Origin of the sequence: Actinoplanes sp. CA-051413 (assembly GCF_050955795.1) — a bacterium.
Taxonomy (GTDB): domain Bacteria; phylum Actinomycetota; class Actinomycetes; order Mycobacteriales; family Micromonosporaceae; genus Actinoplanes.
The window spans coordinates 9,677,180-9,699,822 of sequence record NZ_CP192100.1 but is presented as its reverse complement, the minus strand read 5'-3'; the positions used below and the strand labels follow the sequence as shown (position 1 = coordinate 9,699,822).

Sequence of the window (22,643 nt, the reverse complement as noted above, 5' to 3'; positions counted from 1 at the left end):
CGTCCCGTAGTGCATGGCCGTCATCAGCCCCTGGATGCCCGGTCAGATAGCGTGACCTGTGTTGGCGTCCGGCGCGGCTAAGGGGAACTTGTGGAGCTGTTGCACTCGGGGAAGGTTCGGGATGTCTACGCCGATGGCGACGACATTCTGCTCGTCGCTTCTGATCGGATTTCGATCTACGACGTTGTCCTGCCCACCGCCGTCCCCGACAAGGGGAAGATTCTCACGCAGCTTTCGCTCTGGTGGTTCGACCAGCTTTCCGACGTGGTGCCCAACCACATCATCTCCGCCACCGATGTGCCCGCCGAGTGGGCCGGTCGCGCTGTGCGGTGCGAGCGGCTCGAGATGGTCATGGTCGAGTGCATCGCTCGCGGTTATCTCGCGGGGTCCGGGCTCAAGGAGTACGAGAAGAGTGGCGCCGTCTCCGGGGTCGAGCTCGTGCCCGGGCTCATCGAGGGGTCGAAGCTGCCCGAGCCGATCTTCACCCCGACCACCAAGGTCGCTCCGGGCGAGGGGCACGACGAGTTCATCACGTACGCGGATGTCGAGGATTCGGTCGGCGCCGACGTTGCTGCGGAATTGCGGCGGATCACTCTTGAGGTCTACCGGCGGGGGTCCGAGGTTGCCGCCGGCAAGGGGATCATCATTGCCGACACCAAGCTTGAGCTCGGGTTCTCCGGGGGTGTGCTGAAGCTCGGTGACGAGCTGCTGACGCCTGACTCGTCGCGCTTCTGGGCCGCCGACGAGTGGCAGCCCGGTGGCACGCAGCGGTATCTCGACAAGCAGTTCCTGCGGGACTGGTCCTCGTCGTTGACCGGGTGGGACCGGACCGACCCCGGGCCGGAGATCCCCGACGAGGTCGTCGAGGCCACCCGCAACCGGTACGTCGAGGTGTACGAGCGGCTCACCGGCGACCGCTGGCGCTGAGCCTCAGTCCCGGGATTCGCCCGTCGGGGCCGAGTCGGCGGTGCGCGCGTCGTCGTCCGTGGCCGCGTCGTCGTCGGCTGTGTCCGTTGCTGTGCGCAGGGCCGGGTCCTCGCGGACGATCGCTGCGGCTTCCTCCTTGGTCGCCGGGCGGTCGTCCTCGGTTGCCGGGTCGGTCATGGCGTTGCCTCCAGGTCGGTCAGAGCGAAGCGCCCGGACGGCGGCGCCGCGGGAGGGACTCGTGCGATCCGGCCGCGGCGAACATCGACGCGGACCATTTCAGGTACGAGCCGTACGCCACCGCGATCACGGCCATCAGCAGCCCGGTCCACCCGCCGAGGACGACGCACACCGGTGCGATCGCCCACAGGAGTACGGCTAAGCCCACCCGCGTCTTTGAGGGTGGGCCGCCGAGCTTCTTCATCCGGCCGGTGAACTCCGGGTCGTCGGCGCACAGCCGCGCCACGATTGCCTCGAATGCGGGATCGCGCACCGTGGACCACCTCCGCCGCGGGGAGCCGACGATCTCAGCTACCCAGTGCGGACTGGCCGAAACGCGTCAGGCCCAGACCACTGTGTTGTCGTGGGAGAGCCGCGGCAGGCGCGGGAACCACGGGTTCTCGCCGGGGTGGCCGATGTTCACCACGAGCAGCGATTTGAAGCGGCCGTCGGGGAAGAAGTCCTTGTCGATCGCTTCGCTGTCGAAGCCGGCCATCGGGCCGGCGACGAGGCCTTCCGCCCGTACCGCAAGCAGGAAGTAGCCGATCTGCAGCCCGGCGCTGAACCGCCCCATGCCGTCGCGCATCTCCGGGGCGTCCGCCAGGACGTCCTTCAGGGCCGGGTTGATCGGAAAGACCTCGGGCACGTGCTCATGGAAGTCGGTGTCGACGGCCAGGACGGCGATGACCGGCGCGGACGCCGTCTTGGCCCGGTTGCCCTCGTTCATGTGGGCGACCAGCCGCTCCTTCGCCTCTGGCGTCCGCACGTAGAGCACGCGCAGCGGCTGGAGGTTGGCGGCGGTCGGCGGCCACTTGGCCAGCTCCCACACGGCGGCCAGCTCCTCGTCGGTGACCGGCGTGTCCGCGAAGGTGTTGGCGGTGCGTGCCTCGGTGAAAAGCAGAGCGCGTCCGGCCTCGTCGAGACGGGGCAGGCGGCGCTCGGTAGCTACGGAAGTAGTTGTCACTTCTAAAAAGCTAGTGACTAGACATCGTGAAGTGCTACAAAGGTGAGGCTCCCAACAGTGGAAATAATCAGGCGGGAAGGTGCTCGCGGGACCAGCGGGAGATCTGCTCCAGCGCCGGCATCAACGCGCGGCCGCGTTCGGTCAGCGCGTAGGCCACGGTCACCGGCGGTCCGGCCGCCACCGTACGGGTGATGAGCCCGGCCTCGGTCAGCGAGACCAGCCGGTTGGCGAGCATCGAGTCGCTGATGCCGTCGATGCTGCGCGACAGCTCCCGGAATCCGGCCGGGCCGGCGGCCAGGCTGCCGAGGACGGCGGCGTTCCAGCGCTTGCCGAGGAACTGGAAGGCACGGGTAAGCGCCGAGTCGACGCGGGCGCATTGCTCCGCATCGACCGGAATGTGCTCCGGCGCCGCTGTCACCAGCCAAACGTAACATCGCCGGGACAGCGGTCGGATCGGCTGAGCGGGCCGGCGGGCCCCGCCATCACCGGCGCAGATCGGCCAGATGTTCGTCCCACCGCCGTTGCAGAGCCACATCGGCCGGCGGCCGCACCTGCTGCCCCGAGCCGTAGATGTGCCGCCAATCGTGCCCAGGCACGTCGTGCAGCAACTCTTCGAACGGCAAGCGGTCAGCAACCGGCAGCACCCGGTCCCACAGCACTTCGGCGTAGAACGTGCTCCGCGGCTGCCCCTGCCAATGCCCGGCCGGGAAGATCACCCCGTCCGCCAGGGTCCCGCTGGCGACGATGCCGCGGTCGGCCCGCTGCCGCAGCAGAAAAACCCGGTCGCCCGGAGCTGTGCCACCCCGGCGAGACCCGAACGTCCACCGGCCCGCGACCACTCTCCCCGCAGCCGTGGCAGCGATGTCCGCGGCAAGGTTGGCTGACGGGTAACCGGTCTCGCTGGCGTCCCAGATCAGCAGGAAGGTGGTCAAGCACCCACCGTCCACTTGAGGGTGACCTTCACGTGCGCCTCACCGCTGGACTCGGCGATGACGAAGCCCGTCTTGGCGGTCAGCTTCAGGCCCAGCTCCAGCTCGACCGCCTCCGGGGCGTCCGCCACCTCGCGGGCCTGCTGGATGACCTTGCGGCCCATCCGGACGACCTGGCCGACTGCTTCGTCGAGGCGTTCGGTCGCCGTACCGATGAGGTCGCCGGCGCCGGCGCGCACCAGGCCCTGATTGCTGATCTCCACCCGGATGGTCTCGTCGCCGTCGATCGGCAGGTCCATGTACGCAGCCACAGGCACATCCTGCCCTAAATGGTCGCGGCGATCTGCCGCAGCAGCGAGAGCATGTGGACAACGGTGGGCGTCGGCCGGCGGGCCGTGGCGGCGAAGATCCGGCGGGCCGAGGCGTCGTCGGGATGCAGCCGGAGCAGGACCAGGTCGGCCGGGGTGGCGCGGACCGCGAGCGCCGGGACGAGGGCCACCCCGAGGCCCGCCGCGACGCAGCCCAGCTTGCCCGTCCACTCGGCCGCCACGATGTCGATCCGGGGGCGGAAGCCGCTCGGCAGGGTCGCCCGTAGCAGGGTGTCCTCGGCGGTCGCGGAACCGGCGATGAACGGATCACCGGCGAGATCCGCCAGGCGCACGGTGTGCCGGTCGGCCAGCGGGTGCCCGGGTGGCACCGCGACCAGGAGCTGCTCGTCGAGCAGGTGGTGCAGGTCGAAGCGGGTCGCGTCCAGCGGACGGTCCGGCGGGGCGCTGACCACGGCCAGGTCGGCCTCGCCCGCGGCGAGCCGGTCCAGGAGGCGGGGAGTCAAGCCCTCTACTAGGGACAGTTCCGCTTGCGGGTACGCCGTACGAAATGCGGCCAGGGCTCGGGGCACCAGAGCGGCCACCGCCGTGGGGAAGGCGCCGACGCGCAGCCGGCCGCCGCCGATGTCGCGTAGCGAGTCCAGGTCGCGCTGCGCCGTGTGCAGCCGGTCGAGCATCGCCTCGGCATGCGGGAGCAGGGCACGGCCCTGTTCGGTCAGTTCGACGCCGCGCGGTAGCCGGTCGAAGAGGTCGGCTCCGAGATCCTTCTCCAGGACGGCGATCTGCCGGGAGACGGCCGATTGGGTGTAGCCGAGGGAGCGGGCGGCGCGGGTGAAGGACTTGCCGCGGGCCACCGCCACGAAGACTTCGAGGCTCTGGGTCTGCACGATCGGCATGCTAGTTGCGCATGGCTCGGATGCCGAACATTCGTTGGTGGCATGACTGGTGCCTGGCTAGCGTCGGGGCATGGCATCGATCGCTGTTCTTGGAACCGGGCGGATGGGCGCTGCTGTCTCGCGCCGGCTGCTTGAGGTGGGTCACCAGGTGACCGTTTGGAACCGTACGGCGGAGAAGACGGCACCGCTGGTGGCGACAGGAGCTCGCGCCGCGCCGACGCCGGCCGTCCCCGAGGCGGAGGTTGTCATCACGATGCTGACCGATGCAGCGGCCGTTCAAGAGGTTGTGGAGGCTGCGGCTCTGCGGCCGGGCAGTGTTCTGGTCGACATGTCGACCATCGGGCCGGAGGCGGTACGCGCGCTGCGAGTGCCCGACGGTGTCACGTTCGTCGACGCGCCTGTGCTGGGCAGCGTCGCGGCGGCTTCATCAGGGCAGTTGAACGTGCTGGCGGGTGGGGACGTCGAGCCGGCGTTGTCTGTGCTGGAGTCGTTGGGCACTGTGCATCGCTGCGGTGCTCTTGGCAGTGGGGCGGCGTTGAAGCTGGTCGCCAATACCGCGCTGGTTACCGGGCTTGCTGCGTTGGCCGACACGGTTGCTGTTGCTCGGGCCGTCGGGGTGGATGTGGAGACGGCGTTGTCGGTGGTTTCGCGGGGCGCTCTTGGCGGTGCGGTGGTTCGTGCGACTGCGGACGGTGCGGCTTTTCCGATTGCGCTCGCGGCCAAGGATCTGGATTTGGTGTTGGGCTTTACTTCTCCGCCCATGGTGCGGGCGGCTGCCGTGGTGCTGCGGGAGGCTCCCGATCAGGCCGCCGATCTCGCCGCGATCGTTCCGAAGGCCACGATCGTCCCGGAGGCCGCGATCGTCCCGGAGGCCGCGATCGTCCCGGAGGCCGCGATCGTCCCGGAGGCTGCGATCGTTTCGGAGGGAAAGCCGTGAAGCTGACGCTCGACAACCCGGAATCCGTCGCCGCGCCGTTCGGCGACCGCTTCGCCCACGTGGCGCGGCTCGAACTCGGTGGAGGCGGCGCGCTGCTGGTGCTCTCCGGTCAGGTGGCCGTGGACGACTCCGGCGCGGTGGTGGCGCCGGGGGACATGGCGGCGCAGGCCGAGCGGATCTTCGAGATCGTCGGGGGTTTGCTGGCCGCGCACGGCGCGGGCTTCGGCGACGTGCTGCACGTGCGCACGTTCCTGACCGACCTCTCCCAGCTGGGCGACTACGCGGTCGTCCGGCGGAAGGTCTTTCCCGGCAAACCGCCGGCGAGCACGACGGTCGAGGTGAACCGCCTCTTCCTACCCGGCGCGGTCCTCGAGGTCGAGGTCACCGCAGCGAGCAGATGACTACGGGCCGGGGCGCAGGCTGAGCTCGGCCTCGCGCGGCCTGGGCCACGCCGCCTTGCTGCCACAACCCTCACAGCTCAACTGGTCACCACAATGGGCGCACCAGTCATTGGTCCGACGCAGATACCACCCCAGGGCGACGCCGGCGAGCAGACTGGCCAGCCCTATCACCGCGGCGAGCGCAATGGCTCCGGTCACGAGGCCAGGCCGCCCATCGCTGCCGCGCCGTCGGTGCCGATCCGGGGCCGCCGGGTCATCAGCGGCCCGCTGGCCCGCCGGTCGAGCGCGGGGTCCTCGTCGGCCCGAGAGGTCACATAGGACGCGGTGAACGTGTCGACGCCCGTGCCCCGGTGGGATCCCGGCCGGTAGGTCACGGTGACCGCGCGCGGGGAGGCGGCCTCGATCACGCCGGCCCGCCAGCCGTCGCGGTAGACCCAGACCGGGTCGGCCTTGTGGTAACTATCGGCCGGCGCGACATCCGCCGGGTCTCGCTGGGGTGGGGCTATGGACGGGGTCGACATTCGAGAGCCTCCTGTTTCCGGGACTCGTTCGTCGGGCGGACACGTCGTCAGGGACACCAGGCGCTCATCCCAGGCGCTGAACCTGAAAAAGGACATACTTTTCAGTACGCACTGTCAGCACCCAAGCAACCGCCTGTCAGATATCATGCTCGGGATCCAGTGCGTCCGCAAGGCCGTCTGCACGTGCATCTGACTCGTGCGCGGCGATGGGGTGGCCGATCGATCGGTTTCCGGCCGGACGATCTCCCCCTTAGGATGCTCTGGGGCGAACAAGGTGCAACTTGCATCCCGGACGACAACCATGAGGAGTCAGGTGAGCGCGGGTACGCAGGAGGAGCCGCTGAACAGCGGTCCTACCGTGCTGCGCATCCTGCTCGGTGCCCAGCTGAGGCGGCTGCGCGAGGGCAAGGGCATCAGCCGGGAGGACGCGGGCTACGAGATCCGCGCCTCGGGATCGAAGATCAGCCGGATGGAGCTCGGCCGCGTCAGCTTCAAGGAGCGCGACGTCGCCGACCTGCTCAGCATGTACGGCGTCAAGAACGACGCCGAGCGGGAGGCGCTGCTGGGTCTGGCCCGGCAGGCCAACAACCCCGGCTGGTGGCATCACTTCGGTGACATCCTGCCGCCCTGGTTCCAGTCCTATCTGGGCCTGGAGGCCGCGGCGTCGCTGATCCGCACCTACGAGATCCAGTTCGTCCCCGGCCTGCTCCAGACGCCGGAGTATGCCCGGGCCGTGATCCTGCTCGGTCACGCCGGCGCCAATGCCGACGAGATCGACCGCCGCGTCGAGCTGCGCCGGCAGCGCCAGCAGATCCTCGACCGCACCGAGCCGCCCCAGCTGTGGGCCGTGATCGACGAGGCCGTGCTGCGCCGGCCGATCGGTGGCACCGAGGTCATGCGGGCCCAGATCGAGGCGCTGATCGAGGCCGCCAAGAAGCCCAACATCCGGCTCCAGATCATCCCGTTCCACGCCGGTGGGCACGCCGCGGCCGGTGGCCCGTTCGCCATCCTGCGCTTCCCGGAGCCGGAGCTGCCCGACGTGGTCTACGTCGAGCAGCTCACGAGCGCCATCTACCTGGAGAAGCGTGACGACGTCGACCACTACGCGATCGCGATGGAACGCGTCTGCATCGATGCCGAGCCGCCGAGCCACACCCAGGAAATCCTCGGCAAGCTGCTGCACGAGGTAGGCCGGCTCGGCTGACCCGCTGGGTCGACGTCGTCACTATGTGTCAATCACCCTCAGGGGTGAGCTACTGGAGCAGGTTGTCGAAGTCCCCGTCGCGGACGCCGCCCAGGAACGCCTCGATCTCCGCCGGGGTGTAGATCAGGGCCGCACCTTCCGGGTCGCGTGAGTTCCGCATGGCGACGCTGCCGTCCGGGAGTGCGGCGCACTCGACGCAGTTGCCGCTGGGGTTGCTCCGGCCGCTCTTCTGCCAGGTCACACCCTCCAGCTGCCCGGCGGGCATGCCGTTAACAATGCGCGTCATTACTTGCTCCCTAACGGTTTGACCGGTCCGGGGACCGGCTCTGTGTGTCACGCCGGCTACCTGCTGTGCAAATGCACGTGCATTTGGCCTTGCGTTCTCACATGATTGTGAGCATGATAACGCACGAGCCCCACGGAAAGGGGGTCACGGAGGGTGACATCTTTGAGTGACGGTTCGGTCGCGGAAATGCCTCTGCGACTCCGGCACTGCGCGACGCGAGGCTCCCTGGCGGGGGCGTCCGAGCGGGAGGAAACGAGCATGACGGTCCCGAACGCCGGTCCGCAGCAACCGGAGCACGCCGACGCCGACGGTGCGGACATCCGGCGGGGCAACCCGGCGCTGGTCTACCGGGACGACCCGCTCACCGGCGGCACGGAAGCAGCATCAACCCGTGCCACCACCGCCTCGCACCGCTTCGGCGGCGTCCGCCACCCCCAGACCCGCTCCGACCGGTTCCCCCAAGCCGAGCACCACCCGAACGACGGCGGTGATCCCGACGCGAGTCACTGAGCACGTCCACTGCGCGCGCCGACGGCGCTCCGGGACGGCCCCCGGCCGCAAGGTCTGGGCTCTGGCCGCCCCGATCATCCGCAGTGGACGCATCCAGCTGAGCGTCCCGCGCTGGCCCGTGCACGTCTTCGCGGAGAACGACTACTGCTACGGGATCGGTCCGCTCACCCTCCGGGTCGACCGCGTCGAGTGGAGCAAACCGATCCCGTACGAGGGCGACACCTGGCTCGAAGTCGAAGGCACGGTGATCGACCAGGCCGGCCGCGAGGGAGCACGCCGCCAGGTCCTGGTCCGCGCCGGCCGCCTGCCGCACCCGCCGCCACGAAGGCGGACCCGCCTGCGGGCCTGACAAATTCATACTTCCGAGCGACGCCCCACGGGTGTCGCTCCGAGCGCGTCGCAAGGCGCGCCGCCCGACTCCGGCCGGGCGGTCCGGTTCCCCCGTGCCGGATCGCTCGGCCGGGCCACTTTTTGGATCCAGACCAGATTCAAGTCAAGAGCCGGATGTCGTGCCTGAGTGGGTGGTGCTAGACGTCGCTCCCGCCGAGACCGGTCGCTGCGCTCCCTGCCATCTGATTGCATGGCTGAGCTCGCTCGCTGCGCTCGCAAACCCCGCTATCGCTCCAAATCCCGAGCCCTCGCCCAAGTGGACCGCGCTCGAGTCCTCCGCCCGCGCAACGGGCGTCCGAGCTTTCGCTTGGGCTAAAGCGCGCCGGATTCCCCCGCTCGGGTGAAGCCACGCCGTGCTCACGGCCGGGCGGAACCGCCCGGATTCCCCGCTCGGATGAAGCCGCATCCCCGGCCGGGCGGGACCGCGCCGGAATCCCCGCCTGGGCGAAAGCGCACCCGAGTCCCCGCGGGCCAAACCGCGCCGTAGTCCCTGCTCGGGCGGAACCGCGCCCGAGGCCCCGTCCGGGCGAAAGCGCATCCGACCTCGCGCCCCAGCGGATGAGCGCCCCGGCAGAGCGCGCCAGGTCAAGGCTTGCGGGCCACACCAGCCCAGTAGTAAGCCGCCCGCGGATCCTCGGCAGGCTGATCCGGCCGCCAAGCGGACACCGGCACCAACCCCGGCTCCAGCAGCTCCCAGTCGCCGAAGAAACGCCGGACCTCGGACTGAGTGCGGGCCACCAGCGTCATGCCCGCGCCGGTCGCCGCGGCCACCGCCTGGTGCACCTGGGCCGGGTTGAAATCAGCCGTCGGATGAGTGATCGCCAGCACGCTGCCCGACGGCATCGCGTCCCGCAGCTCGGCCACCAGAGCCCACGGGTCGTCCGCGTCCGCCAGCAGCATCAGGATCGCGATCAGCGTCAGGCCGACCGGCGAGGTCAGGTCCAGCGTCGCCGCCAGCACCTCGTCCGTCAGGATCGACCGTGGCCGGCGCAGGTCGGCTGAGATGTACTCGCTGCGGCCCTCTTCCGTGCTGATCATCAGGGCGCGGGCGTGGACCAGCACGATCGGGTCGTTGTCCACGTAGACCACCCGGGTGCGGGGGTCGACGCGCTGGGCGATCTCGTGCAGGTTGGGCCGGGTCGGGATGCCGGTGCCGATGTCCAGGAACTGTCGGATGCCTTCCCGGGCGACGAGGTCGCGGGCCGCCCGGTGGACGAACTTGCGGTTCTCGCCGGCCATCCGGCGCATGCCGGGAATGGCCTTGATCATGGCTTCGCCGACGGCCCGGTCGACGGCGAAGTTGTCCTTGCCGCCCAGCCAGTAGTCGTAGATGCGGGCCGAGTGCGGCACGTTGATGTCGACCCCGGGCGGGGCGAGCTCGGCCGGCGGGACAACTTTGCTGTGCTGCGTCACGACCGCCTCCTGTCCGGACCACCCCTGGCCGTCCCCGACGTACGGGGCCGAGCCTAGTGGGCGGATCCGGTCAGGATTCAGCCATGTCGCTCGATCGAACCACGGTTTCAGGCCGCGGAGGCACTGTCCCGGTACGACCGGTGGCGGGCGTCGCGCGGGGCTATGGAGATCACTCGGTCGCGTCCGGCGTGCTTGGCCACGTACAGGTGCCGGTCCGCGGTGGACAGCAGGCCCGCCTGGGTCGGTGTCGGTGCGTCGCGCAGTCCGGCCACGCCGATGCTGACGGTGACGGGCAGGCCGCGGGTCAGTTCGGTCCAGTCGTAGTAGCTGACCGCCTCGCGGATGCCGTCGAGCCGGCCGGTCGCCTCGGACACGTCGGCGCCGGGCAGCACCAGCAGGAACTCTTCGCCGCCCATGCGGGCCACGAAGCCGTCCGGTGAGACCGCCGCCAGTTCCGTTTCCAGCAGCTTGGCCACCAGCACCAGCACCTGGTCACCGACGTCGTGCGACAGCTGGTCGTTGATCCGCTTGAAGTGGTCCAGGTCGACGATCGCCACGGTCAGCGCTCCGCCGGCGTCGATCAGGTCGGGCAGTTCCTCGTCCAGGTAGCGCCGGTTGCGCAGCCCGGTCAGCGGGTCGCGCCGGGCCTGCTCGCGGAACCGCTCGGCCTCCTGCCGCGCCTCGGTCGTCTCGAACATCGCCTGCCGGGTGCGGGCCTGGGCTTCCCGCTGCGACGAGTGCAGCGCGTTGTGGGCGGAGAAAAAGATCTTGTGTACGGCGAAAGCCTCCGCGAACTCACCCCGCGCCGCATGCAGCTCGGCCTGCTCCTGGTGCACCCGGACCAGCACGTCGCCGAGTCCACGCTCGACACAGAGGCTGCGGGACGCGTCCAGGTTGACCTGGGCGCGGTCGGTGGCCCGCAGGAAGCGCTGCGCACGGGCGAGGGTCAGCATGTATTCCGCGAGCGCGTCCGCGTCCTCGTAGTTGCCGTCGTGGTGGCGCCGGACCGCCTCGCGCAGGGTCCGCTCGGCCGCCAGGTAGTTGCCGTTCTCGATCTCGATGACGCCGATGGTGTCGAGCACCGCGGGGTCGAGGGCGAAGCCGTGCCGCTCGGCCACCTGCTGGAGCCGGCGCGCGACCTCCTGGGCGCGGCCGTTCTCGCCGGCGGCGTGCTCGGTGTACGCGTAGTTGTTGAGCATGCCCATGAGCAGCCGGGGCAGGCCGAGATCGACCGCCAGCTCCTCGGTCTGCTGGTACCGCTGCCGGGCCGCGTCCATCGAGCCGGCCAGGCCGAGCGCGTCGGCCAGCTTGGCCCGGTGCCAGACCTGCATGTGCGGGGTGGCCCGCTCGTCGAGCAGTTCGACGGCGAGCACCGAGTGCTCCAGGCACTGGGCGGCGTCGCCGAGGTGCCGGTGGATGTTGGCCCAGACCAGGTGGGTGCGGGCCAGCACGATGTTGTCGGTGTGGTCGGTGGCCCACTGGTGGATCTTCCAGATCCGCCGGGCGGCCGCCGCGACCTCACCCTTGCGCATGAGCATGTTGGCCTGGCAGAGCCGGGCCCGGAAGACGAGCCGCTCGTCCCCGAGGGCGAGAGCCTGCTCCTCGATCTCGACGGCGGTCGCGAGGGTGGCGTCGGCGTCCCAGAGGTACTGGTCCTCGATCTCCGTCAGGGCAGCCGACAGCCGCGCCGCTTCGTCCTGGCGTACGTCCATCAGGCTCACCCCTTTCCCTCAACGCGAATCATCGACACCGCGGACCCCTGGCTGAAGAAAAATGACAAACCTTTCAGGTGTACGGGACATTGCGCTCCGTTCCCAAAGGCTAGCCGTGAGTGAGTGCCGGCTCCCAGCGTCCCAGACGTGATCCAGCTCGCCGCCACCGCGGGTAACCCGCCATGTACGTCGTACAGTTGCCGGATGGTCAAGCGGAACGATGCGACCCGGGGACGGCTGAGCCGCGAGGCGATCGTGGTCGGTGCCATCGCGCTGGCCGACGCCGAAGGGCTGGAGGCGGTCACCATTCGCCGGCTGGCGCAGGAGCACGGCGTCACGCCGATGGCCATGTACTGGCACTTCAGCGACAAGGACAGCCTGCTCGACGGCCTCGCCGAGCACCTGATCGAGGCCGTGCGGCTGCCCGAGCCCAGCGACGCCCCGTGGCACGATCAGCTGCGCGAAATTCTGCTGGCGTTCCTGGTGGCGATCCGTCCGCACCCGGCGATCGCAGGTCTGGCAATGCGCCGCATCCTCACCGCCGAGTCCGGGCTGCGGATCGCCGAGCGGGTGCTCGGGCTGCTCCGGGAAGCCGGTTTCGGAGCCGGCCGGGCCGCGGAGATCGGCACCTTCCTGATCTGCTCGGTCATCACGCTGGTCGGCGCGGACCCGGTGCCCAGCCCGTGGCAGGCCGGTGAGGAGCGGGAGCAGGCCAAGCGCGACAAGCGGGCCCGGCTCGAGTCGCTGTCGCCCACGCGCTACCCGAACGTCATCGCCGCCGCGCCCGCGCTGGTGGTCTGCCGCGACGAGGACGACTACTTCGCCCTCAACCTCGACCTGCTGGTCCAGGGCGTGCGCGGCCTCCAGCGCGACTGATCAGCGCGTCGTTCGTCACACCGAAGTACCCGGACCGCCGCTTGACGTACCTATACGCCGTACATCTACGGTGTACATGTACGCCGCACAGGGCGGCGCTCGGTGGAGGTGGAACCGGTGCAACGCAATCCGTGGTCGACCCTGGCCGTCATCGCGGTCGCCCAGTTCATGGTCGTGCTCGACGTGACGATCGTGAACGTGGCACTGCCCGACATCCAGCGGGATCTGGGCTTCTCGGCCTCCGGGCTGCAGTGGGTCGTCAGCGCGTACACCCTGCTCTTCGGGGGTTTCCTGCTCCTCGGCGGCCGCGCCGCCGACCTGCTCGGCCGCCGCCGGGTCTTCATCGTCGGGCTGGCGCTGTTCGGCCTGACCTCACTGATCGCCGGCCTCGCGCAGAATCCCGAGCAGCTCGTGGTGATGCGCGCGATCCAGGGCCTGAGCGGCGCGCTGCTGTCGCCGGCCGCGTTCGCCATCCTCACCGTGACGTTCAAGCAGGGCCGGGAGCGCAACATCGCAATGGGCGTCTGGGGCGGCCTGGCCGGCCTCGGCGGCACGCTCGGGGTGATCGCCGGCGGCCTGCTGGTCGACTCGCTCAGCTGGCGCTGGGTCTTCCTGGTCAACGTGCCCATCGCGATCGCGCTGGCCGCGATCGTCCCGCTCTTCGTCGGCGAGTCCAAGGTCACCACCGCCACCGGTACGCGCACCTTCGACGTCGCGGGCGCCCTGCTCAGCACGGCCGGCCTGCTGGCCATCGTGCTCGGCGTCATCCGGGCCGAGCCGCTGGGCTGGTCGTCCTTCGAGGTGATCGGGCTGCTGGCCGGTGGCCTGGCTCTGCTGGCCGCGTTCGTCCGGGTGGAGGGCCGGCCTGCGGCGCCGCTGGTGCCGCTCAGCCTGTTCCGCTCGCGGGGCCTGACCACGTCGGTCGTGGCGCTGGCCCTCAACGGCGCGGCGTTCCTGGCGATGTTCTTCCTCACCGCGATCTTCCTGCAGCAGGTCCGCGGCCTGACCGCGCTGGAGACCGGCCTGCAGTTCCTGCCGATGGGCATCGCGGCCATCGCCAGCGCGGTGATCGCGTCGCAGTTGGTGACCCGCTTCGGCACCAAGCCGGTCCAGTTCGGCGGCGCGGCGCTCAGCGTGGTCGGCCTGCTGCTGCTCTCCGGAGCCGACGCCACCGGCTCGTACGCCCTGACGATCCTGCCCGGCCTGGTGCTGTTCGGGATGGGCATCATCGCGGTGGGCACCCCGGCCTCGATCGCGGCCGTCGCGGATGTCTCGCACGACCACGCCGGTGCGGCCTCCGGGGTGGTGAACGCGGGCTACCAGGTCGGCGGGGCGCTGGGCCTGGCGGCGATCACGACGCTGGCGACGTCCCACGTCGAGTCGCTGGTGACCGGCGGGGCGGGGCAGCAGGATGCGCTGGTCGGCGGCTTCGAACGGGGTCTGATGATCGCGGCGCTCTTCGCGGCGGCGAACATCGTGATGGCGCTGGGAGCCCCGCGGCTGCGCCCGACCGCGGACCAGATGGCCGAGGCCGCAGCGGCGGCCTGACCTCCGAGACGAAAGCGGCGCCCGGGGGACCCGGGCGCCGCTGGCCGTTGCGCTGCTTACCGGCTGATCGATCCGGCCGGGATCGTCGACTCGTCCTCGGCGGTCTTCGCCTCCGGGGCGGCCTTCGCGAGGTCGATCGTCGAGCGCAGCGTGATCTGCTTGAACAGCAGCGCCGCAATCACGCCGACCACCGCGATGGCCGCCGAGATCAGGAAGATGTGGCCCGTCGCGTCGCCGTACGCGGCCCGGACGATGTGCTGCATCGCCGCCGGGAGCTCGGCCAGGTTGAGGCTGCTGGTGTCGCCGCCCGAGCTGGACGCCGGGACGCCGGCCGCCGCGAGCTGTGTGGTGATCGAGTCGGTGACCCGGTGGGCCAGGACCGCGCCGAGCACCGAGACGCCGATGGTGCCACCGAGCGAGCGGAAGAACGCCACCGTCGAGCTGGCCGCGCCGATGTCCTTGAGCTGCACCGAGTTCTGCACCGCGAGCACCAGGTTCTGCATCGACATGCCGACGCCGATGCCGACCAGGGCCATGCCCACTCCGACGTACCAGAGAGGGGTCTGGTGGTCGATCACCGAGAGGGTCGCGAAGCCGGCCACCAAGAGCAGCGTGCCCGCCACGATGTAGGGCTTGATCTTGCCGGAGTTGCTGATCATGCGGCCGGAGATGGTCGAGGAGACCAGCACGCCGGCCATCAGCGGGATGGTCAGCAGGCCGGCCTCGGTCGGGCTGTAGCCGCGGCCGATCTGGAAGTACTGGCCCAGGAAGACCGAGCCGCCGAACATCGCCATGCCGACCGCCAGGCTGGCCAGGATCGACAGGGCCGTGGTGCGCTGCTTGACGATCTCCAGCGGCACCACCGGCTCGGCCGCCCGGGACTCGACCCAGACCGCGAGCGCCAGCAGCACCAGGCCCGCGCCGACCATGGCGCCGGTCTGCCACGAGATCCAGTCGAACGAGCTGTCCACGAACGACACCCAGATCAGCAGGACGCTGACGCCGGCTGCGATGAGCGAGGCGCCCGCGTAGTCGATCTTCACGTTGTCCCGGCGGATTGTCGCCAGGTGCAGGGTGCGCTGGAGCACGACCAGGGCGATCACGGCGATCGGGGCACCGATGAAGAAGCACCAGCGCCAGCCCAGCCACGAGGTGTCGACGATCACGCCGCCGAGCAGCGGGCCGCCGACGGTCGCCAGGGCGAGCACGCCGCCGAGGTAGCCGTTGTACCGGCCGCGCTCGCGGGGCGGGATCATCGCGGCGATCGCGACCTGGACCAGCGCCTGGACGCCGCCCATACCGATGCCCTGGAACGCGCGGGCGGCGATGAGCTGGCCGGCCGTCTGCGCGAAGCCGGCCACCACCGAGCCGAGGATGAAGAGCACGATGGAGACCTGGACCAGCAGCTTCTTGCTGTAGAGGTCGGCGAGCTTGCCCCAGATCGGGGTGGTGGCGGTCGCGGTCAGCAGGCTGGCCGTGACGACCCAGGTGTACTGGGTCTGGCTGCCGTTGAGCGATCCGATGATCTTCGGCAGCGCGGTGGAGACGATGGTGGCGCTGGACATCGCGACGAACAGCACGAGCAGCAGGCCGCTGAGGGCCTCCAAGATCTGACGGTGGCTCATCGCGCCGGGTTCAGCACGGGTGACGGTGGGTGCGCTCATCGCGCGACCTCCAGGTTTCGGTCGGTACGGGTCAGCAGGTCTGTGGCGAAGCGCTGGAGCAGCCCCGAGAGAAGCGCGATGTCCTCGGGGCTCCAGTTGCGGAGGGCGTCGGCGAGGCGCTCGTCCGCCAGGCGGTTGAACTCGTCGAGGGTGTCCAGCCCGCTCGGCGTGACGGTGAGCACGCTGGCGCGGCCGTCCCTCGGGTCGGCGGTGCGGGCGACCAGGCCGGACCGGACCAGGGCGGCGACGGCGCGGCTGACCGTCGAGGGGTCGAGCGCGCAACGGGCGGCCAGGTCCTTCAGGTGGCACCCGCCGATCGGCTCGCCGCCGATGGTGTTGATCGTCGCCAGCACGCCGATGGTGCCGGTGGGCACGGTCTCGTGCCGGGCGGGCAGGTCGCTCTTGAACAAGCGGACGGCCTTGAGCAGGTCACGAACGTTGGTGAGCAGCTCATGTCGCGCCGCGGGGCCGGCGTCGTGGGCCATGTGCCACCTCCTCCAGTTGATTGCCACATACAACTATCGGCTTTTGTTGCTCACTGCGCAAGTTTGCTCATTGGGAAGTGAGTCACATCCTGGCTAGGCTCGACCCATGAGCACGACGACCGCCGAGGTGGGCCTGCGCGAGCGCAAGAAGGTGGCGACCCGGCAGGCCCTGCACGAGGCCGCGGTGCGCCTCGCGATCGCCCACGGCGCGGACAAGATCACGGTTGAGGCCGTCGCCGACGAGGCCGGGGTCTCCCGCCGCACGTTCTCGAACTACTTCGCCAGCAAGGAAGAGGCGCTGCTGCACGGCGACCACCAGCGGATCGCCGTGCTGATCGGCATGATCGCGGCCCGGCCGGCCGGCGAGGGGCCGTGGCAGGCGCTGACCGAGGCGGCCCGGGAGTTCTACCGGCAGGGCGGCGAGCTCGACCCGGCCTGGGTGGCCCAGACCCGGATGCTGCGCAGCCAGCCCGCGCTGCTCGCGCAACAGCTCAACACCTTCGCGGCGGTGGAGCGCGAGCTGGCCGCCGCGGTCGCGGCCCGCTCGGACCAGCCCGACCCTTCGGGGGTACGCGCCCGGCTGACGGCCGCGACGTTCATGACCTCGCTGCGGGTGGCGCTGCACATCTGGCTCGACGCCCCGGCGGACACGTCCCTGCCGGACCTGGTCGATCGTGCGCTGGCCGAGGCCGGTCGCGGCTTCGCCTGAGCACGGGGGCGCGGCGCCGAGAGTGGGGGCTCTCGACGCCGCGCGATGGGTGGAGGGTTCGGGGAAACCCTTCCGCGGGGACGGGCGGTCAGCCCTGGAAGGTGGCGAAGATCTTGCTGAACTCGAACGGGGCCTGGGCCACGTTCGTGCACTGGAACAGCGCGCCCGTGCAGGCGTTCCGGTCGCGGTTGGTCTCCCAGAAGGTCACGAAGCCCAGGTGGTTGGCGTTCGCGAAGGCCACCAGGTCGCGGGCGTCGCTCTGGCTGAAGGTGCCGTTGTCGTCGTTCTTGCCCAGCATCGGGGTCACGCCGACCATTCGGAACGCCGCTGCGTCGCTGCCGCCGTAGATCGCCTTGAGCTGGTCCTTGGTCGACTTCACGGCCTGGATGGCCAGGTCGCCGTAGTCCTGCGCGGACCGGCCGTAGTCCATCGCCATGATGTTGACCAGGTCGAGGTCGACGCCGGCGTCCCTGGCCGACCGCACCACGTCGAGCCCGTCGGCGGTGAGGCCCTCCGGCAGCACCGGCAGGGTCAGCGAGATCTTCAGGCCCGGGTTGGCCCGCTGCAGGGCGGCCAGCGCGGTCGAGCGGCGGGCGATCGTGGTGGGGTCCGCGACGGCCGCGCCCTCGATGTCGAGGTCGATGTACTTCAGGTCGTACGCCGAGACGACCGCCTGGTACTCGGCCTGCAACGCCTTGACGTCGGTGCACGCCTGGGCGAGCTCGACGCCGGTCGCGCCGCCGAAGGACACCTTGACGTCACCGCCGGCCGCGCGCAGCGCCGTGATCTGGTCACCGAACTGCTTGGCCCGCGGGTCGAAGGCGTTGAACCAGCTGGCCTTGCAGCCGGCGCTGGTCACGAAGGCCAGGGTGTACGACTTGACGTTCCCGCTCGCGGCCAGCTGCGCCAGCGTGGTGCTGCCGTTGGACAACAGTCCCATGTCGACGTAGGGAGCGACCAGGACGTTGCCGGCGGGAGCGGCGGGCGGAGCCGTGGTCGTCGGCGGAGTCTTGGTAGGAGCCGTGGTGGTGGGAGCGGTGGTCGGGGCGGTGGTCGGGGCCGGGCCGCCGCCGGTGCAGGCGGCGCCGTTGATCGTGCAGCTGGTCGGTGCGCCGCTGCCGGCCACGATGAAGCCGAACTCGGCGGTGGCCCCGGCCGGGATCGAGGCGTTGTAGCCCCGGTCCTTGGCAGTCGACGTCGTACCCGAAGTGGTGACTGCCGCGTCCCACGAGCTGCCGAGCTTGGCGCTCGCCGGCAGCGCGAAGGTCAGCTGCCAGCCGGTGACGGCCGAGCTGCCGGTGTTCTTGATCGTGTAGCGCGCCTGGTAGCCGGAGCCCCAGTCGGAGTCCTTGCTGAACGTAGCCGTCAGTTCGCCGGGGCCCGCGGCCGGAGTTGTCGCCGCGACCGCCGCGAGAGCACCCCCGCCTACAGCGAGTAACGCCGCTGTCAGATAGATGGAGAGGCGAAGACGGTTGCGTGCCATGGATGACTCCGTTCGCGGGGGACGCCGACGGCGTTGATCCTGACTCTGAGTGCATTAAAGAAAGAGGGGAAATTCCTTAAATCTGTCTCAAGCACGGGGCCGTGGCGTGGAGTGCGATGCACGGAGGGTAGGAACGCCGCAGTACGGTCGAACAGATCACCGACGCCGCTCAGGAGGCAGGGCATGCGCAAGACGATGGTGGACGTGCCGACCGAGGACGGGACCGCGGACGCGTACCTGGTGGTGCCGGACGGCGACGGGCCGTTCCCGGGTGTGCTGTTCTTCATGGACGCCTTCGGGCTGCGGCCGCGGCTCTACGAGATGGCCGAGCGAATCGCGGAACGGGGCTACGCCGTGCTGGCGCCCAACCTCTTCTACCGCAGCGCCCGCTCGCCGGTCGCCGACACCTCGAACCTGGCCGACCCTGAGGAGCGCGGGAAGGTCTTCGGCCGGCTCATGCCGATGATGCAGCAGCTGGACACCGCCGCGATCACCCGGGACACCCGGGCCTACCTCGACTTCCTGGCCGCCCAGAACGGCGTTTCGGCCGGTCCGGACGCCATCGTCGGTTACTGCATGGGTGGTCTGAACGCGCTCAAGGCGATCACCGCGTACCCGGAGCGGATCGTTGCGCTGGCCAGCATCCACGGCGCCCGCCTGGCCACCGATGAGCCGGACAGCCCGCACCTGCAGGTCGCCAAGATCAAGGGCGAGGTGTACTTCGCGCACGCGGACCACGACCACGCGATGCCGCAGGAGCAGATCGACCGGCTCGAGGCGGCCCTGGACGCGGCGGACGTACGTTTCCGGTCGGAGATCTATCCCGGCGCCGAGCACGGCTTCACCATGGCCGACACCGCCGCCTACTCCGCCGAGGCCGAGAAGCGGCACTGGGAGAAGCTCTTCGAGCTGCTCGCCAGCACCCTGCCCACCCCGGCCCGCTGACGATCAGTCGTCGTCCAGCAGGCCCGGGAAGTAACGGCGCAGCGCCACCACGTCGTACACCTGGCGGATCCCGCTGATGGCACCGTCGGCGACCGTGACGAACTCGGCGATGCGGACGGTCCCGAAGGGAGCGACGCAGTCGTAGACGAGTGAGACGCGGTCGCCGACACAGGTGGTCGACACGACGGTGACCGAGTCGGCGAACGCCGCGATCCGGTCCAGGGTCCGCACCAGCTCCTCGTCGTCGACCGGCACGTCCAGGTTCCACTCGATCTCGGCGTCGCCGGCGATCACCCGGCGCACCGCCCGGGGGTCACAGTTGATCCAGGACTGCGCGTAGAAGGCGACGACCTCCGCCGTACCCGACATCGAAACTCCTTCGTCCGCACAGCGGCCGCCGCCCGGCAGGGCAGCGGCCGCTGGTCATCTTATGGTCAGCCGTTCAGCATCGAGGCACCGCTGACGAAGGTGTAACCCTGCGCCTTGATGCCCGTGACCAGGTCCTTCAGGTGATCCGTGCCGAGGTACGGGTGGTAGAAGAAGCTCGCCACCCCGTCGCGGACCACCAGGTTGCGGCCGGCCGAGGCGAGCAGGTCGGCGGGCAGCCGGGCCGGGTGGTTGTTGAACGCGTCGGGCTCGACGTTGCCGATGTTCTCCGGGATGACCACCGAGCCGTACACGTCGCGGACGGTGTACGGGAAGAACTGCCCGAACTGTCGCTTGTAGTCGAACTTCGCCCCGGTGAGCACGCCCGGGAAGTACAGGCCGCGGTCGTAGCGCTTGCCCATGACCGAGTTGACCGTCTGGTAGTCCACGGCGCTGCCGGCGTAGTGCGGGAACTCGAAGACACTGGGCACACCCAGGCCGGCCAGGGCGAAGGTCAGGCCCGAGGCGGCGATCCGGCTGGCCGCCCACGCGGCGGAGTCTCCGGGTACGGGCCCGTCGTAGATGACGCTGTTGTTCGCGTCCACGTGCGCCGAGTAGAACTCGAAGTCGTTCGCGCTCTCGCCGTCGTACGGGTTGGCCACGCTGCCGAACTGGTGGGTGTAGCCGTGCATGAGCAGGGTGCCGCCGCGCTGCTGCATGTACTTCAGCGCCGCCACCACCTTGGGCTTCTGCACCAGGGTGTAGTCCTGGGCCTTGCCACCGTTCTGCACGCCCAGCGGGTCGCGGTAGCGCGGGTAGACAGCGACGCTGAACGGCACCTTCTGCGCGTACAGGTAGTCGGCGATCGCGCGCAGCTCGGCCGGGTCGGAGTCCGGGCCGACGTCCTCGATGCGGGCCAGCGCGCGGTGCCGGTCCCGGGAGACGCCGGTGTCGCCGAGGGAGTCGAACAGCAGGTCGGCGAAGGCCAGGTAGCGGTCGTCGTGGGTCACGTACGCGAACGGGATCTCGCCCACGTAGGTGAGGTTGCCCGACTGCACGGCCCACGGGAAGGTGGTGCCGTCCGGGCGTACCGCCGTGGCCAGGGTCTTGACCTTGGTGGCGTCGGTGATGCCCAGGTTCATGATCCCGGACTTGTCGGTGGTGTCCCGGGTCAGCTTGCGGCCCTTGTACTCCACTTCGGCCACCGCGGCGAAGTCGAACGCGCCGCTGGTGAAGCCGCGGGTGGCCGCGAAGTTCGCGTCCCGGGCGGCCAGCTGCCAGATGTTGTCGAACACCCAGGTGACCGGCTTGGTGGTGGCGGTGACGTCGTCCAGGAGAGCGGCCGGCAGCGGCTCGTCGTAGGTCGACCCGAGGTAGATCACCGCGGTGTACGCGGACAGGTCGCCGGCCCGGTAGTTGGCCACCGGCGCGGCGGTCCAGGAGCCGAAGTGCGAGCTCAGGTTGGCCGTCTGGGTCGCGTAGACCTCGCCCATCCAGCCGTAGTCGCCGGTGGTGTCGTAGAGGACGAGCGTCTTGGCGGTGCCACCGCCGGGGGCGGCCTTGCCGGACTTCGCGGCGATCGACGTGGTGGCGGCGGTCCGTACGGCGGCGTCGGCGTTGACCACACCGACCCCGAGGGCGGCGGTCGCCGTGACGGCGACACCGGCACCGAGCAGGGCGCGGCGGGAGAGCTTGGACATACGCATCAGAAGGACGCTCCGAACGTGGCGGTGGCGGCGGTGGAGACACCGGTGGGCATGGGGGACGGTGCCGGGGCGAGGCCGAGCAGGGCCGCGGTGGCCTGGGCGGTACGGGCGGCGGCGAGCCCGTCGCCGTACGGGTTGCCGCCGGCGGTCATCGCGTCGCGGCGAAGCTTGCTGTCGAGCAGCGCGGACGCCTCGTCGACGATGAGGTCGGTGTCGGAGCCGACCAGCTTGGCGCAGCCGGCGTGCAGGGACTCGACCCGTTCGGTGACATCGCGCAGCACCAGCGCCGGTACGCCGAACGACGGCGCCTCCTCCTGGATGCCGCCGGAGTCGGTGAGCACCAGGTAGGCCTCGGAGAGCAGCCGGGACAGGTCGGGGTACGGCAGCGGGTCGGTGACGGTGACCCGTTCGATGCCACCGAGCCCGGCCTCCACCTGGGCGCGGACGGCCGGGTTGGGGTGGCTGGGCAGGATCACGTCGATGTCGGCGTACCGCTCGACCAGCCGGCGGACCGCGGCCAGGATCCGGTCCAGCGGCGCGCCCCACGACTCGCGGCGGTGGGCGGTCACGACGACCAGCCGGCGCCCGGCGGCATTGGCCCGGGCCGCGGCGACCTGCGGGTTCTCGAACGGCAGCCGGCGCCCGGCGACGGCCAGGGTCGCGTCCACCACGGTGTTGCCGGTGATCAGCACGTCCGCGGTGGCGATGTTCTCGTCGAGCAGGTTCATGGCGGCCAGCGGCGTCGGGGCCAGGTGCAGCGCGGCGACCTGGGCGACGAGGCGGCGGTTGGCCTCCTCGGGGAACGGCGAGTCGAGGTCGCCGGAGCGCAGCCCGGCCTCCAGGTGCACGACCGGGATGCGGCGCCAGAACGCGGCCAGCGCGCCGGCCAGGCTGGTGGTCGTGTCGCCCTGCACCAGCACGGCGGCGGGGGTCCGCTGAGCCCAGAGCGTGTCGAGCTGCCGGATCATCTCGGTGAGCAGTTCGGCCTGGCTGCCGGTGCCGCGCTCGACCTGCAGCGTGACGTCCGGGGTGAGGTCGAAGGCGGCGAGTGCCTGGCTGACCATCGCCGGGTGCTGGCCGCTGGCGACCAGGACGGGGGTGACGAGGCCGGCGGCCCGCATGGCCAGCGCGACGGGGGCGAGCTTGACGGCCTCGGGGCGGGTGCCGCCGATCAGGTGGATCTCGGGGAGCGACATGTGGGGGGAGCCTTCTTCCGGGAGGGGGAGACC

Annotated in this window: 27 protein-coding genes; 10 read left to right on the top strand and 17 right to left on the bottom strand. The window is 70.3% G+C overall.

The genetic code is table 11. The annotated features are described in order from the left end of the window. Window positions 1–90: 90 nt before the first annotated feature. Window positions 91–927, top strand: coding sequence for a phosphoribosylaminoimidazolesuccinocarboxamide synthase (locus tag ACQP2Y_RS45775; RefSeq protein WP_360816978.1), 837 nt, complete (start codon window positions 91–93; stop codon window positions 925–927). Window positions 928–930: 3 nt separating this feature from the next. Here the strand turns inward: ACQP2Y_RS45775 and ACQP2Y_RS45770 are convergent, their stop codons facing one another. The 7 genes from ACQP2Y_RS45770 to ACQP2Y_RS45740 all read right to left on the bottom strand — a co-directional run bounded on the left by ACQP2Y_RS45770 (window position 931) and on the right by ACQP2Y_RS45740 (window position 4,258). Then, window positions 931–1,104, bottom strand: coding sequence for a hypothetical protein (locus ACQP2Y_RS45770; protein WP_433723084.1), 174 nt, complete (start codon window positions 1,102–1,104; stop codon window positions 931–933). Window positions 1,105–1,123: 19 nt separating this feature from the next. Then, window positions 1,124–1,417 (bottom strand): DUF3040 domain-containing protein, encoded by a 294-nt coding sequence (locus ACQP2Y_RS45765; protein WP_433723082.1) that lies wholly within the window; start codon window positions 1,415–1,417, stop codon window positions 1,124–1,126. A 66-nt stretch (window positions 1,418–1,483) separates the two neighbouring features. Continuing rightward, window positions 1,484–2,107: a malonic semialdehyde reductase gene (locus ACQP2Y_RS45760; protein ID WP_433723080.1), complete on the bottom strand. Its 624-nt coding sequence runs from the start codon at window positions 2,105–2,107 to the stop codon at window positions 1,484–1,486. Window positions 2,108–2,174: 67 nt separating this feature from the next. Next, window positions 2,175–2,525 carry a winged helix-turn-helix transcriptional regulator gene (locus tag ACQP2Y_RS45755; protein WP_433723078.1) on the bottom strand — a complete coding sequence of 117 codons (351 nt, stop codon included), beginning with the start codon at window positions 2,523–2,525 and terminating at the stop codon, window positions 2,175–2,177. Between the two features lie 64 nt (window positions 2,526–2,589). Beyond that, complete coding sequence (locus ACQP2Y_RS45750; protein WP_433723076.1) at window positions 2,590–3,039, bottom strand: hypothetical protein; 450 nt, start codon at window positions 3,037–3,039, stop codon at window positions 2,590–2,592. Further along, the gene (locus tag ACQP2Y_RS45745; RefSeq protein WP_433723074.1) at window positions 3,036–3,347 is read right to left on the bottom strand and encodes a CU044_2847 family protein; all 312 of its coding nucleotides are present in this window, start codon (window positions 3,345–3,347) and stop codon (window positions 3,036–3,038) included. Before ACQP2Y_RS45745 ends, ACQP2Y_RS45750 begins: the two co-directional genes overlap by 4 nt. A gap of 14 nt (window positions 3,348–3,361) precedes the next feature. Next, window positions 3,362–4,258, bottom strand: a complete 897-nt coding sequence (locus tag ACQP2Y_RS45740) for a LysR family transcriptional regulator (RefSeq protein ID WP_433723072.1) — start codon at window positions 4,256–4,258, stop codon at window positions 3,362–3,364. 70 nt (window positions 4,259–4,328) lie between these two features. Between ACQP2Y_RS45740 and ACQP2Y_RS45735 the strand changes: the two genes are divergently transcribed. Together ACQP2Y_RS45735 and ACQP2Y_RS45730 are read left to right on the top strand one after the other, a co-directional pair. After that, window positions 4,329–5,195 (top strand): NAD(P)-dependent oxidoreductase, encoded by an 867-nt coding sequence (locus ACQP2Y_RS45735; protein ID WP_433723070.1) that lies wholly within the window; start codon window positions 4,329–4,331, stop codon window positions 5,193–5,195. After that, the gene (locus ACQP2Y_RS45730; protein ID WP_433723068.1) at window positions 5,192–5,596 is read left to right on the top strand and encodes a RidA family protein; all 405 of its coding nucleotides are present in this window, start codon (window positions 5,192–5,194) and stop codon (window positions 5,594–5,596) included. Before ACQP2Y_RS45735 ends, ACQP2Y_RS45730 begins: the two co-directional genes overlap by 4 nt. Window positions 5,597–5,790: 194 nt before the next feature. Here the strand turns inward: ACQP2Y_RS45730 and ACQP2Y_RS45725 are convergent, their stop codons facing one another. Next, window positions 5,791–6,117: a hypothetical protein gene (locus ACQP2Y_RS45725; RefSeq protein ID WP_360546324.1), complete on the bottom strand. Its 327-nt coding sequence runs from the start codon at window positions 6,115–6,117 to the stop codon at window positions 5,791–5,793. 313 nt (window positions 6,118–6,430) lie between these two features. Here ACQP2Y_RS45725 and ACQP2Y_RS45720 point away from each other — a divergent pair, with 313 nt between their 5' ends. Beyond that, a complete protein-coding gene (locus tag ACQP2Y_RS45720; RefSeq protein WP_433723065.1) occupies window positions 6,431–7,321 on the top strand; it encodes a helix-turn-helix domain-containing protein in 891 nt (296 codons plus the stop codon). 49 nt (window positions 7,322–7,370) lie between these two features. Here ACQP2Y_RS45720 and ACQP2Y_RS45715 read toward each other — a convergent pair whose 3' ends face one another. Beyond that, window positions 7,371–7,607 (bottom strand): DUF397 domain-containing protein, encoded by a 237-nt coding sequence (locus tag ACQP2Y_RS45715; RefSeq protein ID WP_212987754.1) that lies wholly within the window; start codon window positions 7,605–7,607, stop codon window positions 7,371–7,373. A 258-nt stretch (window positions 7,608–7,865) separates the two neighbouring features. Here ACQP2Y_RS45715 and ACQP2Y_RS45710 point away from each other — a divergent pair, with 258 nt between their 5' ends. Beyond that, window positions 7,866–8,117 carry a hypothetical protein gene (locus ACQP2Y_RS45710; protein WP_433723063.1) on the top strand — a complete coding sequence of 84 codons (252 nt, stop codon included), beginning with the start codon at window positions 7,866–7,868 and terminating at the stop codon, window positions 8,115–8,117. Beyond that, window positions 8,095–8,466 carry a hypothetical protein gene (locus ACQP2Y_RS45705; protein WP_433723061.1) on the top strand — a complete coding sequence of 124 codons (372 nt, stop codon included), beginning with the start codon at window positions 8,095–8,097 and terminating at the stop codon, window positions 8,464–8,466. The genes ACQP2Y_RS45710 and ACQP2Y_RS45705 overlap by 23 nt, the downstream gene beginning before the upstream one ends. Window positions 8,467–9,092: 626 nt before the next feature. Here ACQP2Y_RS45705 and ACQP2Y_RS45700 read toward each other — a convergent pair. Both ACQP2Y_RS45700 and ACQP2Y_RS45695 read right to left on the bottom strand, forming a co-directional pair. Continuing rightward, complete coding sequence (locus ACQP2Y_RS45700) at window positions 9,093–9,857, bottom strand: SAM-dependent methyltransferase (protein ID WP_433732381.1); 765 nt, start codon at window positions 9,855–9,857, stop codon at window positions 9,093–9,095. Window positions 9,858–10,027: 170 nt separating this feature from the next. Then, a complete protein-coding gene (locus tag ACQP2Y_RS45695) occupies window positions 10,028–11,632 on the bottom strand; it encodes a diguanylate cyclase (protein WP_433723059.1) in 1,605 nt (534 codons plus the stop codon). Between the two features lie 204 nt (window positions 11,633–11,836). Here ACQP2Y_RS45695 and ACQP2Y_RS45690 point away from each other — a divergent pair, with 204 nt between their 5' ends. Both ACQP2Y_RS45690 and ACQP2Y_RS45685 read left to right on the top strand, forming a co-directional pair. Then, window positions 11,837–12,508, top strand: a complete 672-nt coding sequence (locus ACQP2Y_RS45690; RefSeq protein WP_433723057.1) for a TetR/AcrR family transcriptional regulator — start codon at window positions 11,837–11,839, stop codon at window positions 12,506–12,508. A gap of 117 nt (window positions 12,509–12,625) precedes the next feature. Then, entirely contained in the window at window positions 12,626–14,056 is a 1,431-nt protein-coding gene (locus ACQP2Y_RS45685) for an MFS transporter (protein ID WP_433723055.1), read from the top strand. Window positions 14,057–14,112: 56 nt separating this feature from the next. Here the strand turns inward: ACQP2Y_RS45685 and ACQP2Y_RS45680 are convergent, their stop codons facing one another. Beyond that, window positions 14,113–15,720 carry an MDR family MFS transporter gene (locus ACQP2Y_RS45680; RefSeq protein WP_433723053.1) on the bottom strand — a complete coding sequence of 536 codons (1,608 nt, stop codon included), beginning with the start codon at window positions 15,718–15,720 and terminating at the stop codon, window positions 14,113–14,115. Continuing rightward, on the bottom strand, window positions 15,717–16,205 hold the full coding sequence (locus ACQP2Y_RS45675; RefSeq protein ID WP_433723051.1) for a MarR family winged helix-turn-helix transcriptional regulator: 489 nt from the start codon (window positions 16,203–16,205) through the stop codon (window positions 15,717–15,719). The genes ACQP2Y_RS45680 and ACQP2Y_RS45675 overlap by 4 nt, the downstream gene beginning before the upstream one ends. 106 nt (window positions 16,206–16,311) lie before the next feature. On the opposite strand from ACQP2Y_RS45675, the gene ACQP2Y_RS45670 reads away from it, so the two are divergent. Further along, window positions 16,312–16,914, top strand: a complete 603-nt coding sequence (locus ACQP2Y_RS45670; protein ID WP_433723049.1) for a TetR/AcrR family transcriptional regulator — start codon at window positions 16,312–16,314, stop codon at window positions 16,912–16,914. A gap of 88 nt (window positions 16,915–17,002) precedes the next feature. Here the strand turns inward: ACQP2Y_RS45670 and ACQP2Y_RS45665 are convergent, their stop codons facing one another. Beyond that, a complete protein-coding gene (locus ACQP2Y_RS45665; protein WP_433723047.1) occupies window positions 17,003–18,397 on the bottom strand; it encodes a cellulose binding domain-containing protein in 1,395 nt (464 codons plus the stop codon). Window positions 18,398–18,580: 183 nt separating this feature from the next. Between ACQP2Y_RS45665 and ACQP2Y_RS45660 the strand changes: the two genes are divergently transcribed. Further along, the gene (locus ACQP2Y_RS45660; RefSeq protein WP_433723045.1) at window positions 18,581–19,342 is read left to right on the top strand and encodes a dienelactone hydrolase family protein; all 762 of its coding nucleotides are present in this window, start codon (window positions 18,581–18,583) and stop codon (window positions 19,340–19,342) included. A 3-nt stretch (window positions 19,343–19,345) separates the two neighbouring features. Here ACQP2Y_RS45660 and ACQP2Y_RS45655 read toward each other — a convergent pair whose 3' ends face one another. The 3 genes from ACQP2Y_RS45655 to wecB all read right to left on the bottom strand — a co-directional run bounded on the left by ACQP2Y_RS45655 (window position 19,346) and on the right by wecB (window position 22,610). Then, the gene (locus tag ACQP2Y_RS45655) at window positions 19,346–19,711 is read right to left on the bottom strand and encodes a hypothetical protein (RefSeq protein ID WP_433723043.1); all 366 of its coding nucleotides are present in this window, start codon (window positions 19,709–19,711) and stop codon (window positions 19,346–19,348) included. Window positions 19,712–19,776: 65 nt separating this feature from the next. Continuing rightward, on the bottom strand, window positions 19,777–21,414 hold the full coding sequence (locus tag ACQP2Y_RS45650) for a DUF2334 domain-containing protein (RefSeq protein ID WP_433723041.1): 1,638 nt from the start codon (window positions 21,412–21,414) through the stop codon (window positions 19,777–19,779). Then, the gene (gene wecB / locus ACQP2Y_RS45645) at window positions 21,414–22,610 is read right to left on the bottom strand and encodes a non-hydrolyzing UDP-N-acetylglucosamine 2-epimerase (RefSeq protein WP_433723039.1); all 1,197 of its coding nucleotides are present in this window, start codon (window positions 22,608–22,610) and stop codon (window positions 21,414–21,416) included. Before wecB ends, ACQP2Y_RS45650 begins: the two co-directional genes overlap by 1 nt. Window positions 22,611–22,643: the final 33 nt, after the last annotated feature.